This is a genomic window from Pararhodonellum marinum (assembly GCF_015354735.1).
Lineage (GTDB): Bacteria > Bacteroidota > Bacteroidia > Cytophagales > Cyclobacteriaceae > Pararhodonellum > Pararhodonellum marinum.
This window is the reverse complement of the sequence record NZ_JACEFJ010000009.1, coordinates 115518-138410: the sequence shown is the minus strand read 5'-3', so window position 1 is coordinate 138410 and position 22893 is coordinate 115518. Positions and strand designations below refer to the sequence as shown.

The following is a 22893-nucleotide window of genomic DNA, read 5'->3' as shown; positions in this document are numbered from 1 at the left end:
TACTTTTTATTTTTTAAATGCTTCTATTTTTTTGTTCAAATGAATCAAAGTGCCTTCCGCTATTTCCCGTTCGGCTTCGATCCTGTCGATATATTCAAAAAGATCACGGGTGAAATCCTGTTCGTTTTGGCTTTTTTCCGCTACCCTCCTCACCCAATCGGCCCCTCTCTCTTCGGTGGAAATGCGCAAGTGGTTGCGAAGGTATTCCATAAAATGATTGATTTGATGGGTAGCCATGGTTTTGTGGGCTTTTTTTTCCAAATACATCCCGGCTATGGTCTGAGTGAATGCCAAAGTCTGATTACGGACCGGAGGTATGACTGGAATGCTCTTTTGTTTTCTTTTCCCTTCAAAAATCACCCACAACAAAGCCATGACCAACACCAGGTAATAGGCCATCCTCAGGTACCTGTCATTGAGCAAAACATACAGTGGAGAACTGAAAAAGGATTTTCCGTCCTTATAATGGTTGTCATAATAAATGGCACCTTCCTCAGGCAAATAGGCCAACAAACCCTCCATGTAAGAAAGGTTTTCTCCTTTCATGAGAAAATAATTGCTGAAGGCTGCAGGAAAGGTGTGGAAATAAACCTGTCCTTTACCCATTTCCTTCCGGATAAAATTCACCTTTGGTGCGGCTATTTCCCAAAAGTCCTCTTCATTGCGAACATCAAATTCTCCCAAAACCAACGAATTGGCCGTATCCATTCTGGTCAGTTCCATTAGGTCAATGTCTTTGTCAAAATGAAATGGCTTTTCTTGTTTGAGTCTTGGATTGGTCAATTGGAAAAGGGGTTGATTTTCCAGCTGATCCAGACTGATCAAAGGCCTAAGTTCCAACCCTAGACTATCCATCAAGGTAGGGCTGATGAAGTGTGCGGAGATAAAAAGCGTATTGCCTTCCTCCACCCAATTCAGGATTTTTCTCGTTTCTGATTGGTCAAAATAAACAGAAGAGTTAAAGAAAAAATAGGTTCCAGGCTCAGGATCAGAATCAATGAATTCGTAAGGGGGTATGTTGATCTCTTCAAACCGACTTGCACCGACCCAATTTTTAAAGGTTTCGTAAAACACAAAACCACCCATAGGTATTTTGTCCACCTTGTGGTAACTGCTTCCCCAATTGATATCAGGCTTTTTGGAAGCCTCCAAAACAATGAGAAACATCAGGACAAAAGCCACCATTCCGACTCCTATGTATTGGCTTTTCTTCATAGGGCGTTTTTCAATCTGTCAAAAGTCTGCATGGCCCTACTGTACTTTATTTCGTCCAACTCAAAATTTCCATACCAGATAAAATCATACATATTGGTGATTTTGGCAAAATCGGATTTCAAGGCAGCTGACTTCAATTCCCTGAGGTAATCATCGTTGGTTTTCTGGTCCTGCCATTTGATCAGTTCCTTTTGAGAAAGTTGTTGAAGGACCAAAAGGTAAGAATAGCGGATGGCCAGACGGTAATTTCCAGTCGAGACAGCCTCATTGACCAGAGATTGAAGGTCAGTATGTTGGATCAATTCCTCATCGGTTTTCAGGTTGATGCCATTGCCCAATACCTGTTTTTGGCTGATCCGATTTTCCTCCATTTTCGACAACAACCACACCAGCAAACCCAAAAGCGCTGCCATCAACAAATAAGGAAGCAATTGAATCACAACCTGGAAGAATTTGGAGGTGGACTTACTGCCCAACAGCCAGCGCCAGAAACTAGTCCAAAGATCGTAAAGCCATTTTCGGATTCTATCCAGCCTGCTTTCTTCTACTTCCACCTCTAAGTAATTAAAAGCTTTATCCTGTCGATATAGAGCCAATTGATCGGTATCCAAGGCAACACTTTCCCTTTCCTTTAGGTCATACCTTAGCTGAGGTTCAGTTTGAGGTAAGGTATCCGAGTCTGCTAAAGCCGGTAGCGAAAGCATGAATAGGAAAAAAAGGAAAAAAAACAGTTTTTCAGTCATTGGCTTTTTCCAGAGTTTCTATCTTTTCAAGCAGACCGGTTCTGTTTTTATATTCATTGAGGTCAAAGTAAATGAAAGCCGCGGCGACCATGGCTACCACCGAAATAAGGTAGCTGGCAATATTGGAAATCAAATCGAGAAAGATGGCGATAAAATCCAAACCTGCCCCACTTGCCGAGGAAACTTCATCAGCTACCGCGAAAGTGCGCACCAACAAATAAATCATAGCCGGCATCTGAAAGACATAACTGATGATAAACAGCACAATACCGATCACCATAATTGTCCCGAAAGTTACCCACCATCGGTCACTTACTAGATTAAATCCTGCTGAAATGGCTTGCAGAGCTCCTAGATCCTTGAATATGATCATGGTAAATGCCAAGTATAGGGGCACATAAAAATAAATCCCTGGGATAATGAAAAACATTAACCCAAAAACCAGCATAAACAAGGATACCAAAGTAAAGGCAAGCAAGGTACCTGAATACTGGAAGGAATTAGATACAACCGTGCTTTCCTCCACAGTTCCCCCTGAATTGATGTATGTTTTAATGTAATTCAATACAGTACTTCCCATCAAAATATAATAGACCAAGGAGGAAATCCCCATCAGAAAAAGTACAGGTATCGAAGCGGAAGAAAAAGGTTCGGTACCTCCTTGGGTCAGGTGGGTGTAATACCCCGAAAATACCAACAAAAGCAGAAACGGAATGCCTGAAGTTTTAATCAGTACCCTAGCCAAAGGCTTAAAATGGATACGCATAAATTTAAAGGTGTCAGACAACATGCTGCCCAATTCCCTTTGTTTTTTAAATTGAATGAACTCGTTCATAAAAAACTTGACGGTTTAAGTGAATAGGTAAATAAACATAATAAAAAAGAATCAGTGCCAATGAAGACAAGATGATGAAAATTGCCATAAAATCAGGCATTTGAGTGTATCGGGTCACAAATCCCTCCAGAAACCCTGCTATCACAAAGAAAGGCAAAGTACTGACTACGATCTTAAGACCTGCTTTTAAGCTCCTCTTAAATGACTCCAATCTGGTGTAGGTGCCTGGAAACAAAATCCCGTTGCCTGCTACCAATCCTGCGCAACCCGCCACAATGATCACAGAAATCTCAATCGTTCCATGGATCCAAATGGTCCTGGCGGACTCCCAAAGCAGGCCTTTGTCATAAAAGAAATACTGAAATGAACCCAACATGATCGCATTGTTCATCAGGATGAAAAGTGCCCCGATGCTCAGTAGGACGCCAAACACAAATGCCAGTAGCGCAACCCTGATGTTGTTGATGGTGATCCCGAGAAACATGTCTACCTGACCCATTTTCTTATACACGGCCATAGGATCTTCTTTTTCTATATTTTCCAAAGTCATGTTGACATAGCCATCTCCCAAAATACTTCTGACAAATGCCGCATCCGTAGCAGCACTGAACACTCCTACTAAAGTAAACAGTGCAAAAGTGAGAAAAGCCACCAAAAGGTGGGGCTGGTATTGCTTGAACATCAAGGGAAACTCCTTGGTATAAAAGTTCAATACTCGGTTTGTGGATTCCTTTTTGGTTTTATAGATGATTTGGTGAGACTGGGAAGCAAGCTGATTGAGGTATTGGGTAGTGTTACTTTGAGGGTAAAAAGTCTGGGCATAACTTAGGTGGTCAGTGACCTCCACATATAGGTCAGCCAGATGGTCCGGAGAAATTTGTTTTTTATTCTGGAGAACATTTTCAAATTCTACCCATTTGTCTTTATTTCGCTTCACAAAGGCAGCCTCACGCATACGCTCAAATTAATTTGATCAAATAAAAAGAATAAATGGATAACTTTCAAATAGAAACCGCCCAAAATATTAGTATCAACCAGCGAGTGGCCGGACTGGGGGAGCGTTTGTTGGCTTATCTTATTGATATACTGATTATTATCGCTTATTGGTTGGTGGTCATCTATTTGATGGTAAAGTTGAAACTGGATGACCCGGGCAAGTATTGGTCGTTTTATATGGTGCTCGGTCTGCCAGCTTTGATGTACAGCTTACTTTTTGAAACTTTTATGGACGGTAAAAGCCCTGGGAAGTCAGCCATGAAACTCAGAGTCGTTAAACTGGATGGTAGCAAACCAACACTTGGAAGTTATTTTATCCGCTGGATTTTGAGGATTGTGGACATATCCCTTTCCAGTGGGGGCATTGCGGTGCTCACCATCCTGCTCAATGGCAAAGGTCAGCGGTTGGGTGATTTGGCTGCAGGCACGGCAGTTATCAGCGAAAAGCCCCATGCCAGTCTTTCGGATACACTATTGGAAGAACTACCCATTGACTATCAACCCCTGTATCCTCAGGTAATGGCACTCAATGATGTGCAGATCCAAACCATCAAGTCAGTTTACCGTGAAGCCCTCAGCCAGGAAGATTTTAGGGTAATTCAAAAATTAGCCGAGAAGGTCGCGGAAATGGCCAATATCCAACATGAGCAAAAATCAATGGCCTTTTTGGAACAGGTCATCAAGGATTATAATTTTTATACCCAGAAGTGAAAGGCCTTTTAACATATTTTCTTATTGGAAATTCGGATTTCAGCCAATAGGCAAATTTTTCCGAAAGAGAAAATTTTAATAGAAAAATGGAGTATCGACCTAGGATGGAAAATTTTTTATATACTTGATCCTAATTTCAATTCCCAATTCATCATTCATCATTCAAAAAAAGCTCCCTTTCTAATCATAGGAAGGGAGCTTTTTTGAATTAAGGCCTAGGATCTTCCACTTCAGGGGTCTTACTTTCAACTTCTCTGGTGATTTTACGCGTACCCTCCAATCTTTCTATGGTTCGCAGTTGTTTGGCTGCTTCCGCATCTGCTTTGATAATGTCTAGGTCAAGTTTCTGTAGGTTTAGTTCCTTTTTGGCAAGATCGCTATCGGTAATCTTTCCCTTCACTTTCAACTTCTCCAGTTTTATGGATTCAGATGAATATTTAATTTCGGCTTTTTCCTTTTGACCAATGGCCTTATCATAGGCCTTTACCGCATTTTCCAGATCTTTGAGCCTTTTAGTTTCTGCTTTTTCCTCGGCTAAGCGCTGCTTTTCGGCCTTTTGTTCAGCTACCATAGCTGCCTTTTCTTCCTTGGCAACCATTTTCTCTTCCTTCAGTCTGGCTTTTTCCTCAGCTGCCTGTTTCTTGGCATCCAAAATTTCCTGTTCGGTTTTGGTTTCCTTTTCTGTCTGAGCAGCCAAAGGCAAATACAAGAGGCTCATACAGATGATGAACAAACAATATGTAAATTTTCTCATACCTGATTTCTTTTGGTTTGTACTTCTAAAGTAATGTTTTTACATTATAAGTTACTAAATTCGGTGAATAAAATTTTTCTGTTTATCCTGAATTTTGGACTAGAAAAGTGCTAAAAAACAACTTGAAATACTGCCAAAAAGTCCAATTATTTCTACAAATATTAAATATTACTGCCACTTTTTCAGGCTTTTAAACGAAAAGTAAATTGGTGAAACTTTTGTGAACTGCATCAAAGCCGGGTTCACAAGATCTCGCTTTATAACATAGCAATCAAAAAAAACACGATAAATGGATTTTAAACAATTTACCATCAAATCCCAGGAAGCGGTGCAGAAAGCCGCTGAATTGGCCATGGCTGCCCAACAACAAGCCATCGAGCCTGGCCACCTGCTGAAAGGAGTCCTGTCTGAGGATGAGGACGTATCTGGTTTTGTGTTCAAAAAACTGGGCATCAACAAAGCTTTAGTGCTTCAAAAGCTAGACGAACTCATTCAGTCTTATCCCCGGGTAAGTGGTCAGCAACCCTATCTTTCAGGATCAAGCAATCAGATCATGGCCAAAGCAAAGGATTATTTAAAAACCTTTGATGATGAATATGTGGCCATCGAACACCTGCTTTTGGCCATATTGGCTGGAAGTGATAAAGCCTCCCAACTGCTCAAAGACCAAGGCATGGCCGAAAAGCCATTGATAGAGGCCATCAAGGAACTCAGAAAAGGCAGTAAAGTCACCGACCAAAATGCCGAGGCCAAATACCGGTCCTTGGAAAAATATTCCAAAAACCTCAACGAACTTGCCAAAAAAGGCAAGATTGACCCTGTCATCGGAAGAGATGAAGAAATCAGGCGGGTTTTACAGATTTTGGCCCGAAGGACCAAAAACAACCCAATACTACTGGGTGAACCAGGTGTGGGTAAAACCGCTATAGTGGAAGGTTTGGCCCAGAGGATCGTTAGTGGTGATGTCCCTGAAAATCTGAAAACCAAAACCCTTATTTCTCTTGACATGGGGCTGTTGGTAGCAGGAGCCAAATACAAAGGGGAGTTTGAAGAGAGGCTGAAGGCAGTCATCAAGGAAGTGACCGATTCAGATGGTCAAATCATCCTGTTCATTGACGAGATCCACACTTTGATAGGGGCTGGAGGCGGAGGCGAAGGAGCCATGGATGCTGCCAACTTGCTGAAACCTGCTCTCGCCAGAGGTGAGCTTCATGCCATTGGTGCCACCACGTTAAAGGAATATCAAAAGTACATCGAAAAAGACAAAGCCTTGGAGCGGAGATTTCAGGCTGTGATAGTGGATGAACCTGATGTGGCCGATGCCATTTCCATTCTCAGAGGGATCAAAGACAAATACGAACTTCACCATGGGGTGAGGATCAAAGATGATGCAGTAATCTCTGCTGTAGAACTTTCCCACCGGTACATCTCTGACCGGTTTCTTCCTGACAAGGCCATTGACTTGATGGATGAGGCAGCGGCCAAATTGAGGATGGAAATTGACTCGCTTCCTCAGGAACTGGATGAACTTAACCGTAGGATCATGCAGCTGGAAATAGAGAGAGAAGCCATCAGAAGGGAAAAAAACAAGGACAAAGAAACCGTGCTGAGCAAGGAAATCGCAGACCTTTCGGAAAAACGCCAAAGTGTAAAAGCCAAATGGGAAAGCGAAAAAGCGGTCATCATGGGCATTCAGCGAGAAAAGGAAAACATTGATAAGTTCAAACTGGAAGCTGAACAAGCGGAAAGATCGGGTGATTTCGGTAAGGTAGCCGAGATCCGGTATGGCAAAATCGTGGAGTCCGAAAAGAAACTCGAGTCTTTCAAAAGCCAGCTTATGGAAATGCAACAGGGCTCCCCTTTGTTGAAGGAGGAAGTCGATGCAGAAGACGTCGCAGCTGTAGTGGCCAAGTGGACTGGCATACCGGTTTCCAAGATGCTTCAGAGTGACAGGGAAAAACTGCTACACCTGGAGGAGGAACTAAGCAAACGGGTGGCTGGACAACATGAAGCCATTGTAGGCCTATCTGATGCGGTAAGGAGAAGCCGTGCAGGATTGCAGGACCCCAAGCGTCCCATTGGATCCTTTATCTTCATGGGTACGACAGGGGTAGGTAAAACCGAACTGGCCAAGGCCCTTGCTTCCTATCTGTTCAATGATGACAACGCAATGGTGCGGATAGACATGTCCGAGTACCAGGAAAGGCATGCAGTCAGCAGACTGGTGGGAGCACCTCCAGGCTATGTAGGCTACGATGAAGGAGGACAGTTGACAGAAGCGGTGCGTCGTAAGCCTTACTCTGTCATACTCCTGGATGAAATCGAAAAAGCCCATCCTGATGTGTTCAACATCCTCTTGCAGGTGTTGGACGACGGAAGGTTGACCGACAACAAAGGAAGGCTGGCCAATTTTAAAAACACCATCATCATCATGACCACCAATATCGGGTCACACCTGATTCAGGAACGTTTTGCTGAAATAGAAGACTGGAACAAAGAGGAAATCATGGAAAAAACCAAAGCGGAGGCTTTTGAACTATTAAAAGGATCTGTGAGGCCTGAGTTTCTCAATCGGGTAGATGAAGTGATCATGTTTGAACCACTCAGTAAGGACATCATCCGTAAAATCGTCGACATCCAATGGCGTGAAATCCAACAGCGATTGTCCGAAGCCAACATTGAGATAGAAGCTACCAAGGAGGTTTTGGATCATTTGGGAAAAGTCGGTTTTGACCCTCAGTTTGGAGCGAGACCATTGAAAAGAGCCATGCAGCGGATAGTTTTGAATGAACTGTCCAAGCAGATTCTGGCCGGCTACATCAAGAATGACGCAGCAGTATTGGTGGATCTCGACGCGGATCAACAGGTCTACTTTAAAAATGTGGAAAGTATTGAGGTCTAAATTTAGGCCTTGAAAACCCGAAAAGAGATAGGAATAATTTTTTGGAAAAAGCGTTTGGAGCAATCTGTTCCAAACGCTTTTGTTATTTTTGAAGTGTCTAGGAAACCTAAAGACCCGGAAGTGGTTATTCAAATAAACTCAAACCATGATAGAGCATTTGTTTACCTGCCCTTATTGTTTTGAAGAAATTTCCATGCTCTTGGATCCTTCCGTATCGAGGCAGAGTTATATTGAAGACTGTGAAGTTTGCTGCAATCCTATGGAAATCCAGTTTGAAGTGGAAGAAGGGGAAGTGGTTGCTTTTGCAGCTTTATCCATAGAACAGTGATGCTAATCAAATCCTCAGACAGTCTGGATGCTGTTTTTCAAACATTAAAGCATGAATTGCACCGCGGGGCTTTGGATTCCAAGCACCCGTTTCGATTCATGACACTGGCCACAGGAGCTGGACAAAACCTTAGTGCTAGATATGTGGTGTTAAGAAAGGTGGATGAAGATTTGAACTTCTATTTTTTTTCTGACCTTCGTACTGACAAAATCAAGGCTCTCAGATCCAATCCGGGGACAGCCTTGGTTTTTTATCATCCCAACAAAAGGGTACAGATTCGAGTAAAAGGAGAAGCGGTGTTGCACCATGGAAATGATGTGGCCAAGGGGTTTTGGACTCGCATACAAGGTGATGCCCAAAATGCCTATCAACCCATTTATGCGCCTGGTGCTATCATTTCCCATCCCGAAGCGGCCTACCATTGGGAGGGAAAGTTTCAAGATCACTATTTTGCGGTAATCCAAATCATTCCTAAACATATGGATCTGCTTCAACTCAATGGGCAAACGCATATCCGAGTTGGGTTTGAAAAAACTGGAAAAGATTGGCAAATAAACTGGTTAGCTCCATAAAAGTTTAAGTATTCATGAAAACCACTGCTGACATATTAAAACTGGGAGATCCAAGACTTTACCAAATCTGTGACCCGGTCTTGGAATCCGAACTTCCCCTTGTCCAAAGCTGGGTGAGAGAGTTACAGGAAGCCATGTTGGACATCCGACAAAAGTATGGCTTTGGAAGGGGCATTGCAGCTCCTCAGTTGGGCATTATGAAACGCTTGTTTTATTTGGATTTGGATCGGCCCTACACCATCATCAATCCCGAAATCCCCTGGTCCAGCGCTGAAATGTTTGAGGTATGGGATGACTGCATGAGTTTTCCTTCTTTACTGGTAAAAGTAAAGCGACACCAAAGCCTCACATTGGAGTACAGAGATGAGAACTGGACTAAACAAACCTGGAAAGTAGAAAACGACCTGTCCGAACTTATTCAGCATGAATACGATCACCTCGATGGCATCCTTTGTACCATGCGGGCCATCGACGATAAGTCATTTCAATACCGGGAATTTTAGAATGGATATCAGTTCGCTGTTCTCAAACAAATGCACTATGTCCGGTTATCGCTCTGCCTACAATCAGGCTGTTGATTTCTTTAGTGCCCTCATAGCTGTAAATGGCTTCTGCATCCGCCACGAATCTTGCAATGTCATATTCCAGCAGGATACCATTACCTCCAAACAACTCCCGGGCATGATCCACAATATCACGCATCCTTAGGGTACAAAATACTTTTGCAAGAGAGGCGTGTTCATCTTTTAAGAACCCATCGTCCTGAATCTGGGACAGACGGAAGACCATGCTTTGCATGGCTGTCAGGTCACCCAGCATGGTGACAAGTAGATCCTGCACCAACTGAAACGAGGCGATGGGTCTTCCAAACTGTATTCTTTCATTGCTGTATTTCAAGGCGGCCTCATAGGCTCCCCGTGCACAACCCACGGCTTGCCAGGCAACCCCTGCCCTAGTCATCCTCAGCACCTTTGCCGTATCTCTGAAAGAGTTGGCTTCCTGAAGGCGGTCACTTTCCGGAACCCTGCAGTCTTTCATGGTGATCAAGGCATTCTGAACCGTCCTAAGTGCCATTTTATTCTCCATTTTATCTGCCTTGAATCCCGGGTTGCCCTTTCTTACAATAAAACCTTTGACCTGTTGATCTTCCAAATCCCTGGCCCAGATCACTGTGATGTCTGAGAAGGTGGCATTGCCGATCCATTTTTTCTGGCCGTTGAGCACCCACTCGTCACCCTCTCTTTTGCAAGTGGTGGTCAAACCACCTGCTACTGCAGAACCCACTTCAGGCTCAGTCAAACCAAAAGCTCCGATCGTCTCCATTTTTTGCATTTTCGGCAGCCATTCTGTTTTTTGTTCCTCGGAACCACAAACGTAAATGGAACCCATTGCCAAGCCACTCTGAACGCCAAAAAAAGTGGACATAGAAGTATCTACCCTTGCCATTTCCATCGCCAAAAAGCCTTCGAGCAAGGCTGAGTGTCCCGGACATCCGTATCCTTTGTAGGTCAGGCCTGCCACATTCAGTTCGGCCATTTTTGGGATGATATGCATGGGAAACTGGGCTTTGTTCCAATAATCATTGGCAATGGGCCTGATTTCCTTTTCCATAAACTCCCTTACTTTGAGTTGGATTTCCCTTTCATGGGGTGGTAAGGTCTTTCCCAATTCGTAAAAATCACCGTTGATTGCAGGAATGGTTTTTGGCTTACCCCCACTTTTCATCATCTTCATCAACTTGCTCAAATCCTCCTCACTCATATTGGACACCACGCCCATCATTTCATTCAGATCAACCTTTTGGGACAATTTGTTCAATTTTTCAAGATCCAGGTTTTTGATCAAAGATCTCATGCCTGATATGGATTTGAATATTTTTTTCATGGGTTTGGTTTTTTGGAGAAAAAAGATTTTAGAATGGCATTTGTCAACAAAAGGTAAATTCTGTATCTAAGCGTCTACACTAATATACCTAAAATAACCTGAGATGGTTGCAAGGGTTTTAAAAAAACCATTGAGCCACCCATGGTTGATCAGGAGCAACTTAAAAATTGGAATGAAATCAATTCGAAGCTTTCAGTATCATGGCCTTGATCAATTCATCAAAATAAGCCCCATTATAAGGTCCGAACCAATTCATTTCCCTCACCTCATGGAAGCGGTAGTTGTAAAATTCGTCAGGTGTGATGTAACCGATATAATTGCCATTAAATGTCGTAATCATCAATTCTAGCCCTTGGGACTGGGCTATGGCTTCCCACTGCTCATAAAAAACACCGGAGAGCTCACCACTGGAAGAAATAAGCAACAAATCCCCCAGCCTCACCACATCAAAATGGGCATTCATTGAACCAAATAACCATTCGAAAATCCAGGGTCTCAGCCTCCAATTTTCAGAAATCCGGATATGCGGTGACCTTAGAGAAATTGGGACTTTTTGAAAGGAAAAATTATTGCCGGAAATTTGCTTTTCAATTTCCACATTTACCTTAATTAAACTATCCAGGCGATGGGCATACTGCTGCGTAGCCAACACATCATTTCCATCCCTTACCGGACGATGACTGCCTACCGTTCCTGATGCGAAAAGGGCGAAATCCGATTCTTCCTCAAGTTGTTGCATCAAGTAGTGGGGATAATCACCCGACAAACCCATAAATTTAGAACTAAGACAAGTTGAATGCGCGCTAAAACTCACAAAAACGCCTGTTTCCCCAGTAGTCTTCTCCAGTTTCAACTGCCTCAAATAAGGATCAATAGGGCCATCAGGAATAAACCTGTTCTCCACAAAATCAGCCCCCTTTATCCTATTGTAGGAAAGCTTAACCGTATCCTGAGATGCAAGTGCCGCTTCCAAAGCAGCCAGGGTTTTTACTTTTAAATCATCCATGATGGCTTGATCAAGGCCGCCAAAAACCAATCGGCCTGCCAATCCGGGCATGTAGCCTCCCATCCCGCTGTGGGTATGTGTGGCGGTAAAGTACAACAAATCGATAGGCAAATCCTTTGCTTTGACTGCTTCCCGTATCTGATCAGCCAAGTGAGGATGAACAAGCAACAATTCATAGCCCAAAAATGCAATCCTTTGGCTCCCATTGCCCAAAACCAAGGCCCTTACATGGCTGCTATCCTGGACAAATTCATATTTGCCTCTGGGTTTGTACCCTACCAAAGGAGTTGGCTCTTCGGGGGTATGATTGGCCTTGGCCCATCCAGCGATCCAAAAGTCATCACTGTGTTCGGATTCAAAATCCAATGCTTCCAATGAAGCCATGGTGTCTTGGTAGTAGGCACTTTCCCGGTAATCCCTCCAGTCGACCCTGGTAATGATCAGCAGGGCAAGTAAAAGAAAAAGGCCCGTCGTCCAGGCCAATATTTTTAACAGTTTTTTCAATTCGAAGTCCAAATGAAAGATTGTGTCAAATTGAATTGAGTAAGAGGATTAAAATTCATTTTAAATAAAATCAAGACTTGTATTCAAAATGTCCATGCTTACTCTGAATGGTCACTTGTTTGCCTTCATGAGGCACCACCCTACCGATGATCTGTGCATCCACACCATGAAACTCAGCAATATCCATCACCTCTTCTGCATACTTTTCTTCCAGGTAGACTTCCATTCTATGCCCCATGTTGAATACCTTATACATTTCTTTCCAGTCCGTCCTGCTTTCTTCTTGGATGATCTGAAAAAGTGGTGGGGTTTCGAATAGGTTGTCTTTGATCACATTTAATCCTTCAATAAAGTGCAATACTTTGGTTTGTGCACCTCCACTGCAATGAACCAAACCGTGTACTTTGGGCCTCAGGTACTTGAGCACCTCAACCATAATGGGGGCATAGGTCCTGGTAGGTGACAAGACCAGCTTACCCATGTCCAAGGGAGTGCCGGGAGCAGGATCTGTTAATTGGTATTTTCCGGAATAAACGAGGTCCTCCGGCACAGCTGAATCAAAACTTTCGGGATATTTGGTCTTTAGTATTTTGGCAAAAACATCATGTCTGGCGGATGTCAATCCATTGCTGCCCATACCTCCATTGTAAGCAGTCTCGTACCTTGCTTGTCCAAATGAAGCAAGACCCACCACCACATCTCCGGCCTGAATGGCATCATTGGAAATTACTTCATTGCGGGGCATTCTTGCCGTTACGGTACTGTCCACGATTATGGTTCTCACCAAATCCCCCACATCTGCGGTTTCTCCTCCCGTCAAAATAGCATTGACTCCATTGTCCCTGAGGGTTTGAAGCACCTCTTCGGTTCCCTGAATGATGGCAGAAACCACCTCACCGGGAATCAGATTTTTATTGCGGCCTATGGTGCTTGATACCAAAATGTTATTGATTGCGCCTACGCAAAGTAAATCATCAATGTTCATGATAATGGCATCCTGAGCGATTCCTTTCCAAACCGAAAGGTCACCCGTCTCCTTCCAATACATGTAGGCAAGAGAAGACTTGGTCCCAGCCCCATCGGCATGCATGATATTGCAAAAATCAGGGTCATTGCCTAAGGTATCCTCCACTATTTTACAAAAAGCTTTGGGGAACAAGCCTTTGTCCAGGTGGGCTATGGCTTGGTGTACATCTTCTTTGGATGCCGAAACGCCCCTCTGCATGTATCTTTCACTCATGGAATCATATTTTGGTCTCTGTCCTCACAAAGGTAAGGAATAGAAAGGGAAACCGGGGAGGAATAAATAGGAAATTACTCCCTGTAGAAAGTTTGACTAGAAAGTATGATCTGACAATCCATTTTAGGCAAAATCAAACCTTAATCCTCTATCTCGATCACTTTAAATTCAGTTCGCCTGTTGACCTGATGGTCTTCCTCAGTTTGGGCATTGGGTATGATGAGCTGACGCTTACCATAGCCTTTGGCTACCAAACGGCTTCTTTCTATGCCTTGAGAAACAATGTAGTTAACGGCGGATTCAGCCCTTCTCTGGGAAAGGGCGTCGTTGTAGGAATCACTTGCCCTGGCATCCGTATGAGAACTGAGTTCGATGCGTATGGACGGATTGTCTTTTAAGATCTGCACCAGCTTATCCAGTTCAAGGGCAGCATCAGGTCGAATGTCAGCTTTATCCAGATCATAGTAGATATTTTCCAACACAATGGATCTTTCAAGCACCAACTGGTCCAAATACAGGGTGGTATCCAAGGTAATGTTGGTCACATCTTGAATGAGTTCCTCCTGCCGGGGTGTTTTTCCAACTGTACTGTAAGGCACACTTTTGGTAAAATATCCACTCTTTGAGGCGATAAAAGAAAAAGTGGCATCAGGTTCCAGTTTGAATCTCACCAATCCTCTTTGGTTGGTATTGTCTCCCCCCAGATTTCGGTTTTGGCTATCATATAATACCACTCTGGTCTGAGGCAGAATGTCTTCCGTACCGTCTTCTTTGCGTTCTTTTACAGTCAGGTTCAAGAACACATTGACCAATTTGGGCTTGGGTGTCTTGTCTTCAAAAAAGTAGATGTCATCATCCCCCACTCCACCTTCACGATTAGAGCTGATAAAGCCTTCTTTGGGGTAGTTGGTAAAGAAAATGGCAAAATCATCCGCGACGGAATTGATGTTTTCCCCTAAGTTGATTATTTGCAGGCCCTCGTCGGCGGGTTTTGCCACAAAAAGGTCAAGTTTGCCATAGCCGGGATGTCCGTCAGAAGAGAAGTACAGGTTTCCGTTGGCCACTGGCCTGGGAAAAAGCTCATTTCCGGGTGTATTGATTTTTGGGCCCAAATTCTGAACATTTCCAAAGTCCCCATTGGCCATTTTGCTTGCCTTGTAGAGGTCGATACCACCATATCCACCGGGACGGTTGGAAGCAAAATATAACGTTTCCCCATCAGGACTGAATGCCGGGGTAGAATTCCAGTAGGTTTCGTCATCATTGACCTGCATCCAGATGGGTTGTGTAAAGCCTGCACCTCGAAAATAGGATACAAAAAGGTTTACTTCCGGAAGATCTCTCTTGGAAAGAGAATTGCCTCTTGCATACACAAAAGTATTGCCATCCGGACTGATCGCCATAGCAGCCTGATTCAATCCCTCCTCATTCCTGAATTCGGGAAGTGCCTGTACATTCTGCACATCAACTTTAATACCCTCTGCTTTTGCCCTAAAAAGTTTGGTGTACGACTGGCCTGTAGCATTGTAGATACCCCCTCCCTCTCTGGAACTTGTAAAATATATGAAACCATCATTTACTACTGGGGCATAGTCCATGCCTCTGGTATTCAGAAGCTCATAATTTTCCAATACATGGTTGGGCCAATAAGCTTCGATTTGATCTAACTTTTGAATTTTTCCTATTTCAAGATCTGCTTTTCCTACAAGCGAATCTACACTGGTATACGCTTTGGCTTGTTCAAAAGCCTCCATGGATTCTTTGTATTGACCTTTGTGCCGAAGACTTTCGGCATACCGGAAATAGTGGTCGTAAGAAGGGTCTCCCTCCACTAATTTTTCATAATAATCAGTGGCATTTTCTATTCTATTGCTGAGTCGATAACTTTCAGCTACAATGCGGTTGGCTTCTATGTTGTCAGGATCCTTTTCCAGGATTTCAGAAAATGAACTGATAGCCAATTGGTATTCACCCGCATCAAATTGATTCATGGCTTTTTGCTGCAAACTCGAGCAGCTTTCAAAAAAAAGGCCTATTAATACAACAAATAGGTAATTCCACTTCATATTGATATCGCTTATCCGTCTTGGCTTCTAATATATGACTTTTATAATAATTAATTGTCAAAGTATTTGTTCAACCAACTTTCCTTTGCTGGAATGATCCATTTTTTGTCTAAATCCTGCTTTTGGTTGACAATGGGATTTAAAACTAGGGTCTCTGGTTTCAAAAGTCCATCATGAATGGCTGATTTGATTCCTGAAATGGAATTTACCGAGACTTTGTCCGAATCTGAAAGGTAAGACACCTTACCTTGATTGACCAAATCCACACCCAAAGCGGCTTCAAGCTCCCTAAGCACCTTAACAGAACTGTCTATCGAACAACCGCTCGCTCCCAGTTTGGATTCATCTACGGCTAAAACGATGATTTGATCGAATTTAATATCAAAAGATGTCGACAAATTACTGCCATGGGTACCCCATTGCTCGCAAAATGCTTTGAGTCTATCTTGAATTATGGCTTTTTCTTCAGACAAAAATTCCCGGTCAGCCTGGTAGATCCAAACCCTGGACTGGGAGGACATTTTTTCAAAGGGCATATACATGATGGAGTTGGTTTACGTATTTTTCGTTTAACAGTTCTTGTTTCATTTAAATTTCTAAGGTTCAATCCTTCAAACTGAAAGTATGGAAATGGGCTTTGATTTTTTGTACCAATACCTGGTTTATTTTTTCATAGGACTGGAAAGTCCATCCTGCAATATGGGGTGAAAAAAGCACATTTTCCCTTTCAGTCAATTTCAGAAAGGAATGCTTTTGTGCAGTACTTAAACTGTTTAATCGCTCATTCTCCAGCACATCCAAAAGGGCCCCTTTCAGAATCCCCCGTTGCAGGGCTTCGTTAAGGGCATCAAAAGTGATTACCTCTCCTCTTGCTGTATTGATGAGATAAAAAGACTTCTGAAATTGCTCTAGGACCTGGATACTAAAAAAGCCTTTGGTTTCATCGGTTAAGGGAACATGAATGCTTAACACATCAGCTTCTTGTTGGATTTGTTCAAAACTGGCTTCAGACACAAAATCGTCTCCATAATTCCGCAAGTATTTATCATAAGCCAAAACCTTCACATCAAAGCCCCTGAGTTTCTTTGCAAATGTCTTTCCCATGTTGCCATAACCAAAAATACCTATGGTTTTGCCAGCGAGTTCTTCGCCTCTGTTTTCCTCTCTGTGCCAGATTCCTTTTCTGACCTGCGCATCTGCTTTGCCCAGATGATTAAACAAGGCCAGGAGCATGGCAATGGCATGTTCCCCTACTGCATCTCTATTGCCTTCAGGAGCGTGAAAAAGGGCTATGTCATTTTCCCTTAAGTAATCCAAATCAATTTTGTCTAATCCTGCACCTGCCCGTCCGATAAATTTTAACTGATTTGCTTTTTCGAGCAGCTCCCGGTCCATGGGCGTTTTTGACCGGATGATCAATCCATGAAAATTCGGTATGATTTCTATGATTTCCTTTCGGGAGATATCTGGTTGATAAGCAACTAGGAATCCTTCATTTTCCAATAAAGGAATGATACTTTCATGCATTTCATCTATGATCAATACATTCATAGCTACTGATGGGGCAGGATAAAGTCTATAATAAATATCTGATAAATTAACCTAAAGTTTCAACAGCAACATGGCCACCATGAAATAAACGGCTAAACCCACCAAATCGTTTGCCGTGGTGATAAAGGGTCCCGAGGCCATGGCTGGGTTGATGCCGATTTTATCAAGTATCAATGGTGTCATGGTACCCATAAAAGAAGCCAAAAGCACTACGGCAAACAAGGCCAAACCGACTGTCAGTCCAAACATGGGCTCAAACCTATAGATGAAGACTACTACCAAGAAAACAAAAATTCCCAAGGCGATGCCATTGACAATGGCAACCAAAAAGACTTTTAAAAACCTTTTGGCCAGTGAGTCCTCAAAAACAGATTTGGCGGCTAATGTCTGCACCACCAAGGAAGAGGACTGAATGCCTACATTCCCTCCTGTAGCAGCGATCAGAGGGATAAAAGAGGCCAATGCAATCACCTTGTTGAGGCCCTCTTCAAAAAATGCTATGATCTGTGCCCCCATCAAACCTCCCACCACACCAATAAACAACCAAGGAAGCCGAGCTTTGGAAAGTCTGAATACACTATCGGATTCTTCCACATCTTCAGATATACCAGTCATGGCCTGAATATCCTCTTCAGATTGTTCCCTGATCACATCGAGGATGTCATCTACGGTGATCCTACCCACCAGTTTGTTTTTGACATTGACTACAGGTACTGATTCCAAGTCATACTTCCGCATGATTTCCGCCACTTCTTCTTCATCCATATAGGTAGGCACCGAGATGAGATCATCTTCGTAAATGTCTGCAATTTTGGTGTTGGCGGATGCCAGAATGATTTTTTTTAGAGAAACCCTTCCCAACAAATGCTGTTTGTTGTCCACCACATAGATGGAATATATTTTTTCAACATTTTCGGCCTGCCTTCTGATTTCCTCTATGGTCTGAATGACATTCCAGTTTTGGTTGGCTTTGATAAATTCTTTGGCCATCAACCCACCTGCACTGTCCTCCTCGTAACGCAGCAGATCAAGAATATAAGCTGACTTCTCCTTCTCTTGTAAGTTGCTGATCACATCCTCCCTGTCTTTGACGGGCAGCAGGTTGAGGATATCCGCCGCGTCATCGGATTCCATTTGGTCTATCAGCAAAGCCAGTTCGGAAGGCTCCATGGACCTGATGACTTTGGTGAGGATATCCTCATCAAATTCAATCAAAATATCTGCGGAAAATTCCGGATCCAAAAGACGCAGCACATAGAGGGCCTCATCCATGTTGAGCTCATCCAGTATGGAGGCCACATCGGCTTCATTGGCTCCATCCAAGGATTCCCTGATGAAATCATTGTTCTCTGTTTCTATAGCTTCTCTGAGGCTCTCCAGGTATTCTTTGGAGAGTTCAAATGTTTTTATTGGTTCCAAGACAATGCTATTTTATGGGTTAAACTGACAAAGTCAGCCACACTCAGTTGTTCTGCTCGCTTATCCAGAATGGCCTCACTTTTGAGCTCATCTGACAAGCCTAGCGGTTTGAGCGAATTCCTTAGGGTCTTTCTCCGATTGTTAAAGCCCTGTTTGACTATCCTGAAAAACAGTTTTTCATCACAATCCAAATTTTTGACCTCATTTCTTGTCAATCTGATGACGCCACTGTGGACCTTCGGGGGAGGGTTGAAAACCTCCGGAGGAACAGAAAACAAAAACTCTATGTCGTAAAATGCCTGCAAGAAAACACTTAAAATTCCATAATCCTTGTTCCCTTTTGGGGAAGCAATCCTTTTGGCCACTTCTTTCTGCAACATGCAAACCACCTCCGTCACCTGATCCCTTTCCTGCAAGACCCTGAAGAAGATCTGAGAGGAAATGTTGTAGGGGAAATTTCCTGCAATGATGTATTGATCAGGAAGCACCTGCCTGAAATCATGTTTCAAAAAATCCCCTTCAATTATTTTACCGGCCAGTTGGGGATACTTTTGGGTCAAATAAGCGACGGACTCCCTGTCTATTTCAACAAGGTATAGATCCAACTTGGATTGCAAAAGAAAGTCAGTAAGTACTCCCATGCCAGGACCGATTTCCAAAACCTTTTGGGCACCCTTATGACCCTTCACCGATTGGGCGATTTGTTCGGCGATGTGGAGATCTGTGAGGAAATGTTGGCCGAGGTGCTTTTTAGGTTTAACTTTTTGCATGGATGTACTCTGATAAAAATATCATAAATTGCATGTCAAAATTAAGACAATATAAGTGAACTGCCATAGGTTTGTAAAACTTGACAGAAATATAACCTGAATTACCCGAAATATGCCAAAGCGGTGATTCCAAGTAAACTTTTGGCTTTTCTCCTTTTCCTCAATCGATTAATCAATTCTTTAGACCTCACAGCATGAGCATCAAAAAAAATAAACCCATCATAGGCATCAGCATAGGCGACATCAACGGCATCAGCGCTGAAGTCACCATGAAGGCCTTGTTGGACAACCGCTTGCACAAAAATATCACTCCCGTCATCTATGCCCATGGCAAAGCCCTGACTTTTTACAAAAAGCTGCTCAACCTGGAAGATTTCAACTTCATGCAGATCCGCAATGTGGACGAGGTCAACCACCGAAAAAACAATGTGATCAATGTGCTGGACGACTCTCCAGAAGTTTTACCGGGAGTAGAAACCCAAGAGGCCGGCAAATTGGCCCTTTATGCGCTTCGACAGGCTACCGAAGACCTAAAAGCCAATAAATTGGATGCTTTGGTCACTGCACCCCTCAACAAAAACAACATCAATTCCCCAGAACTGAAATTCGTCGGACATACTGAGTATTTGACGGAGGCCTTTGGAGCAAAAGAAAGCCTGATGTTTATGGTCTCTGAGGACATGCGGATCGGAATGGCAAGTGGACATGTGCCGCTTTCCGAGGTTGCTGCTGCCATCACGCCTGAAAATATCCGGAAAAAACTGGACATCATGATTCATTCTTTGGTAACTGATTTTGGAATCAACAAACCTAAAATCGCAGTTTTGGGACTTAATCCACATGCAGGAGAGGATGGCCTACTCGGCAGAGAGGAAGAAGAAATTCTGAAACCCCTGATCAGGGAATACAAAGAAAAAGGAATCATGGTCTTTGGTCCCTACCCCTCTGATGGCTTTTTCGGGATGCTACACCACAAAAAATTTGATGGAATATTGGCCATGTACCACGATCAAGGACTCATCCCTTTCAAAACGCTCCATTTTGAGGATGGGGTGAACTTCACTGCCGGACTTCCATTTACCCGCACTTCCCCGGACCATGGCACAGCCTACAACATTGCCGGCAAAAACATTGCCGATGAAGGATCCATGCGGGCTGCCATCCTTATGGCTTATGACATTATCGTTCAAAACAAAAACTGGGAAGAGGGTTAATCCCCTCCGCACCGGAGTTATATATGAAATTATTCTCAAGCAAATTTTATTATTCTAAAATACTTCACTAAATTTGCGGTCTTAATTTAAGAGGAGGAAGCGTGAAACTCTGGAGAGCTTACGAAATTGAGGTCATCAAATTAAATGAAGGCCAACATGAATTCACCTTTGAAATATCAGATCCTTTCTTTGCTTTGATCAAAGAAAACAATCTGATCCAAAAAGGTAGCCTGACAGCACTTGTAGCAGTCAACAAGCTACCCAACTTAATTGAGACCCAATTCAACATCACCGGAACGGTTAGATTGACCTGTGATCGGAGTTTAGAAGAATTTGATCATCCATTGGAAACAAGTCAGAAGGTCTTGTACAAGTTTGGGGCGGAGGAAAAGGAAATCAACGAAGACATCTTCATGATCACCCGAAACACCCCAAATATCAATGTGGCACAGTTGATTTATGAATTCATCATTTTGGCGCTACCGGCCAAAAAAATCCATCCTGATTATCTGGAAGAAATGGATGAGGATGAATTTGAAGGTGAAGGTGAAATGGTCTATGTATCCGAAATAGAAGATGAATCTGAACCTTTGGATAAAGCGGATGAGGAAAACCCGGATAAAACAGATCCCAGGTGGGAAATTTTAAAAAAACTAAAGAACAAATCTTAAAATCATATAGCGATGGCACATCCTAAACGAAAAATTTCAAAAACCAGAAGAGACAAGAGAAGAACGCACTATAAGTTGTCTGCTCCTGGTCTTGCCAAATGTCCTACTACCGGAGAATTCCATTTGCCTCACAGGGCTTTTTGGTTAGACGGTAAGCTTTATTACAAGGGCGAAGTGATCATAGAAAAAGAAGTTTTGGCATAATGTACTACCAGATTTCAGGTTGGGTTTTTGCCTTAGTGCTGACCAATCTGCAATAAATCCATCCGACGAGCCGGGTGGATTTTTTGATTTAAAATGGCTAGAGAATTCATTAAGCCGCTAAAAACCTTACATTTAGGATTCTAGTCGCAAAAAGACTTGGCGGAGCGGGACATTTTAAATAATTTTGGAAACTTAAATCCGATCTTAAAATTTCTCTTTCGCCTATAAAACAGAAATTGAAGAACAAAAATGGAAACCTTGATTGCTTTCGGGAAGCGACAGGTTTATCCAAATAAGAATTTCATGAAAAAAACAAGAGCTGTCATTACCGGAGTGGAAGGATGGGTTCCAGATTATGTTTTAACCAACAAAGAACTGGAAACCATGGTAGAAACCAATGATGAGTGGATTACCTCCAGAACCGGGATCAAAGAAAGAAGGATTTTAAAGGGGGAAGGACAGGGAACTTCTGTGATCGGAACCGGAGCAGTTAAAGGACTACTGGAAAAAACCAACACAGATCCTTCGGAAATTGATTTAATCATCTGCGCTACCGTCACCCCAGATATGCCTTTTCCTGCGACAGCCAATATCATCGCTGATAATGTGGGTGCCAAAAACAGTTACAGTTTTGATGTATCCGCCGCCTGTTCGGGATTCTTGTATGCGCTGACCATGGGCAGCCAGTTCATTGAAACCGGTATGCACAAAAAAGTGATCATCGTGGGAGCGGATAAGATGTCTGCCATTGTAGATTACACCGATAGAACTACTTGTATTATTTTTGGAGACGGTGGAGGTGCCGTATTATTGGAACCTACCGACGAGGAAGTGGGGGTGATGGACAGTCTGCTTCACACAGATGGCAGCGGAGCACCATTTTTACACATGAAAGCAGGAGGTAGCCGTAAGCCTGCCACAGCGGATACAGTTGCCGCCCGTGAACATTTTGCCTATCAGGAAGGATCCACTGTATTCAAATTTGCAGTGACCAATATGGCGGAAGTAAGTGCCAGAATCATGGCCCAAAATAACCTGAAATCAGAAGATGTTGCTTGGCTAGTACCTCACCAAGCCAATAAAAGAATCATTGATGCAACGGCCAACCGGATGGGAATCGGTCCCGAAAAAGTGATGATGAATATAGAAAAGTATGGCAATACCACTGCCGGAACACTCCCCTTATGTCTTTGGGATTACGAATCACAATTAAAAAAAGGAGACAACATCATCCTCGCTGCTTTTGGAGGCGGATTTACATGGGGGTCAATCTATTTAAAATGGGGCTATGACCCCAAATAACCTTTA

The 22893-nt window shown here is 43.1% G+C and carries 22 protein-coding genes; 9 read left to right on the top strand and 13 right to left on the bottom strand.

Annotation, left to right across the window (positions count from 1 at the left end; translation table 11 throughout):
• Positions 1–6: 6 nt before the first annotated feature.
• From H1A14_RS16265 to H1A14_RS16250, 4 genes are read right to left on the bottom strand one after another with little or no spacing between them, the layout of a single operon-like run.
• Positions 7–1215: a DUF4350 domain-containing protein gene (locus H1A14_RS16265; RefSeq protein ID WP_194777337.1), complete on the bottom strand. Its 1209-nt coding sequence runs from the start codon at positions 1213–1215 to the stop codon at positions 7–9.
• Complete coding sequence (locus H1A14_RS16260; protein ID WP_194777336.1) at positions 1212–1919, bottom strand: DUF4129 domain-containing protein; 708 nt, start codon at positions 1917–1919, stop codon at positions 1212–1214. The genes H1A14_RS16265 and H1A14_RS16260 overlap by 4 nt, the downstream gene beginning before the upstream one ends.
• Positions 1920–1950: 31 nt before the next feature.
• On the bottom strand, positions 1951–2793 hold the full coding sequence (locus H1A14_RS16255) for a hypothetical protein (RefSeq protein ID WP_194777335.1): 843 nt from the start codon (positions 2791–2793) through the stop codon (positions 1951–1953).
• On the bottom strand, positions 2771–3748 hold the full coding sequence (locus H1A14_RS16250) for a stage II sporulation protein M (protein ID WP_194777334.1): 978 nt from the start codon (positions 3746–3748) through the stop codon (positions 2771–2773). The genes H1A14_RS16255 and H1A14_RS16250 overlap by 23 nt, the downstream gene beginning before the upstream one ends.
• A 35-nt stretch (positions 3749–3783) precedes the next feature.
• On the opposite strand from H1A14_RS16250, the gene H1A14_RS16245 reads away from it, so the two are divergent.
• A complete protein-coding gene (locus H1A14_RS16245) occupies positions 3784–4500 on the top strand; it encodes an RDD family protein (RefSeq protein ID WP_194777333.1) in 717 nt (238 codons plus the stop codon).
• Positions 4501–4708: 208 nt separating this feature from the next.
• On the opposite strand, the gene H1A14_RS16240 is transcribed toward H1A14_RS16245, so the two are convergent.
• Positions 4709–5254, bottom strand: coding sequence for a hypothetical protein (locus H1A14_RS16240; protein ID WP_194777332.1), 546 nt, complete (start codon positions 5252–5254; stop codon positions 4709–4711).
• A gap of 289 nt (positions 5255–5543) precedes the next feature.
• Between H1A14_RS16240 and clpB the strand changes: the two genes are divergently transcribed.
• The 4 genes from clpB to H1A14_RS16220 all read left to right on the top strand — a co-directional run bounded on the left by clpB (position 5544) and on the right by H1A14_RS16220 (position 9559).
• Positions 5544–8156 (top strand): ATP-dependent chaperone ClpB, encoded by a 2613-nt coding sequence (clpB, locus tag H1A14_RS16235; RefSeq protein ID WP_194777331.1) that lies wholly within the window; start codon positions 5544–5546, stop codon positions 8154–8156.
• Positions 8157–8301: 145 nt separating this feature from the next.
• Positions 8302–8484, top strand: coding sequence for a CPXCG motif-containing cysteine-rich protein (locus tag H1A14_RS16230; RefSeq protein ID WP_194777330.1), 183 nt, complete (start codon positions 8302–8304; stop codon positions 8482–8484).
• Entirely contained in the window at positions 8484–9056 is a 573-nt protein-coding gene (locus H1A14_RS16225) for a pyridoxamine 5'-phosphate oxidase family protein (protein WP_194777329.1), read from the top strand. Before H1A14_RS16230 ends, H1A14_RS16225 begins: the two co-directional genes overlap by 1 nt.
• Before the next feature lie 14 nt (positions 9057–9070).
• Positions 9071–9559, top strand: a complete 489-nt coding sequence (locus tag H1A14_RS16220; RefSeq protein WP_194777328.1) for a peptide deformylase — start codon at positions 9071–9073, stop codon at positions 9557–9559.
• A 22-nt stretch (positions 9560–9581) separates the two neighbouring features.
• On the opposite strand, the gene H1A14_RS16215 is transcribed toward H1A14_RS16220, so the two are convergent.
• The 8 genes from H1A14_RS16215 to rsmA all read right to left on the bottom strand — a co-directional run bounded on the left by H1A14_RS16215 (position 9582) and on the right by rsmA (position 19496).
• On the bottom strand, positions 9582–10940 hold the full coding sequence (locus H1A14_RS16215) for an acyl-CoA dehydrogenase family protein (protein WP_194777327.1): 1359 nt from the start codon (positions 10938–10940) through the stop codon (positions 9582–9584).
• A 178-nt stretch (positions 10941–11118) separates the two neighbouring features.
• Positions 11119–12450, bottom strand: a complete 1332-nt coding sequence (locus H1A14_RS16210; protein ID WP_194777326.1) for an alkaline ceramidase — start codon at positions 12448–12450, stop codon at positions 11119–11121.
• 70 nt (positions 12451–12520) lie between these two features.
• A complete protein-coding gene (locus H1A14_RS16205) occupies positions 12521–13690 on the bottom strand; it encodes an AIR synthase related protein (RefSeq protein WP_194777325.1) in 1170 nt (389 codons plus the stop codon).
• A gap of 140 nt (positions 13691–13830) precedes the next feature.
• Entirely contained in the window at positions 13831–15756 is a 1926-nt protein-coding gene (locus H1A14_RS16200; RefSeq protein WP_194777324.1) for an OmpA family protein, read from the bottom strand.
• Between the two features lie 50 nt (positions 15757–15806).
• The gene (locus H1A14_RS16195; RefSeq protein WP_194777323.1) at positions 15807–16298 is read right to left on the bottom strand and encodes a hypothetical protein; all 492 of its coding nucleotides are present in this window, start codon (positions 16296–16298) and stop codon (positions 15807–15809) included.
• A 61-nt stretch (positions 16299–16359) separates the two neighbouring features.
• Entirely contained in the window at positions 16360–17307 is a 948-nt protein-coding gene (locus H1A14_RS16190; RefSeq protein WP_194777322.1) for an NAD(P)-dependent oxidoreductase, read from the bottom strand.
• A gap of 51 nt (positions 17308–17358) precedes the next feature.
• Positions 17359–18726 carry a magnesium transporter gene (gene mgtE / locus H1A14_RS16185; protein WP_194777321.1) on the bottom strand — a complete coding sequence of 456 codons (1368 nt, stop codon included), beginning with the start codon at positions 18724–18726 and terminating at the stop codon, positions 17359–17361.
• Positions 18714–19496, bottom strand: coding sequence for a 16S rRNA (adenine(1518)-N(6)/adenine(1519)-N(6))-dimethyltransferase RsmA (gene rsmA / locus H1A14_RS16180; RefSeq protein WP_194777320.1), 783 nt, complete (start codon positions 19494–19496; stop codon positions 18714–18716). Before rsmA ends, mgtE begins: the two co-directional genes overlap by 13 nt.
• A 194-nt stretch (positions 19497–19690) precedes the next feature.
• Here rsmA and pdxA point away from each other — a divergent pair, with 194 nt between their 5' ends.
• The 4 genes from pdxA (at position 19691) to H1A14_RS16160 (ending at position 22887) form a co-directional block, all read left to right on the top strand.
• Positions 19691–20710 carry a 4-hydroxythreonine-4-phosphate dehydrogenase PdxA gene (gene pdxA, locus H1A14_RS16175; RefSeq protein ID WP_194777319.1) on the top strand — a complete coding sequence of 340 codons (1020 nt, stop codon included), beginning with the start codon at positions 19691–19693 and terminating at the stop codon, positions 20708–20710.
• A 101-nt stretch (positions 20711–20811) separates the two neighbouring features.
• A complete protein-coding gene (locus H1A14_RS16170) occupies positions 20812–21381 on the top strand; it encodes a YceD family protein (protein ID WP_194777318.1) in 570 nt (189 codons plus the stop codon).
• A gap of 12 nt (positions 21382–21393) precedes the next feature.
• On the top strand, positions 21394–21585 hold the full coding sequence (gene rpmF / locus H1A14_RS16165; protein WP_194777317.1) for a 50S ribosomal protein L32: 192 nt from the start codon (positions 21394–21396) through the stop codon (positions 21583–21585).
• 303 nt (positions 21586–21888) lie between these two features.
• Positions 21889–22887: a beta-ketoacyl-ACP synthase III gene (locus tag H1A14_RS16160; RefSeq protein WP_194777316.1), complete on the top strand. Its 999-nt coding sequence runs from the start codon at positions 21889–21891 to the stop codon at positions 22885–22887.
• Positions 22888–22893 lie beyond the last annotated feature (6 nt).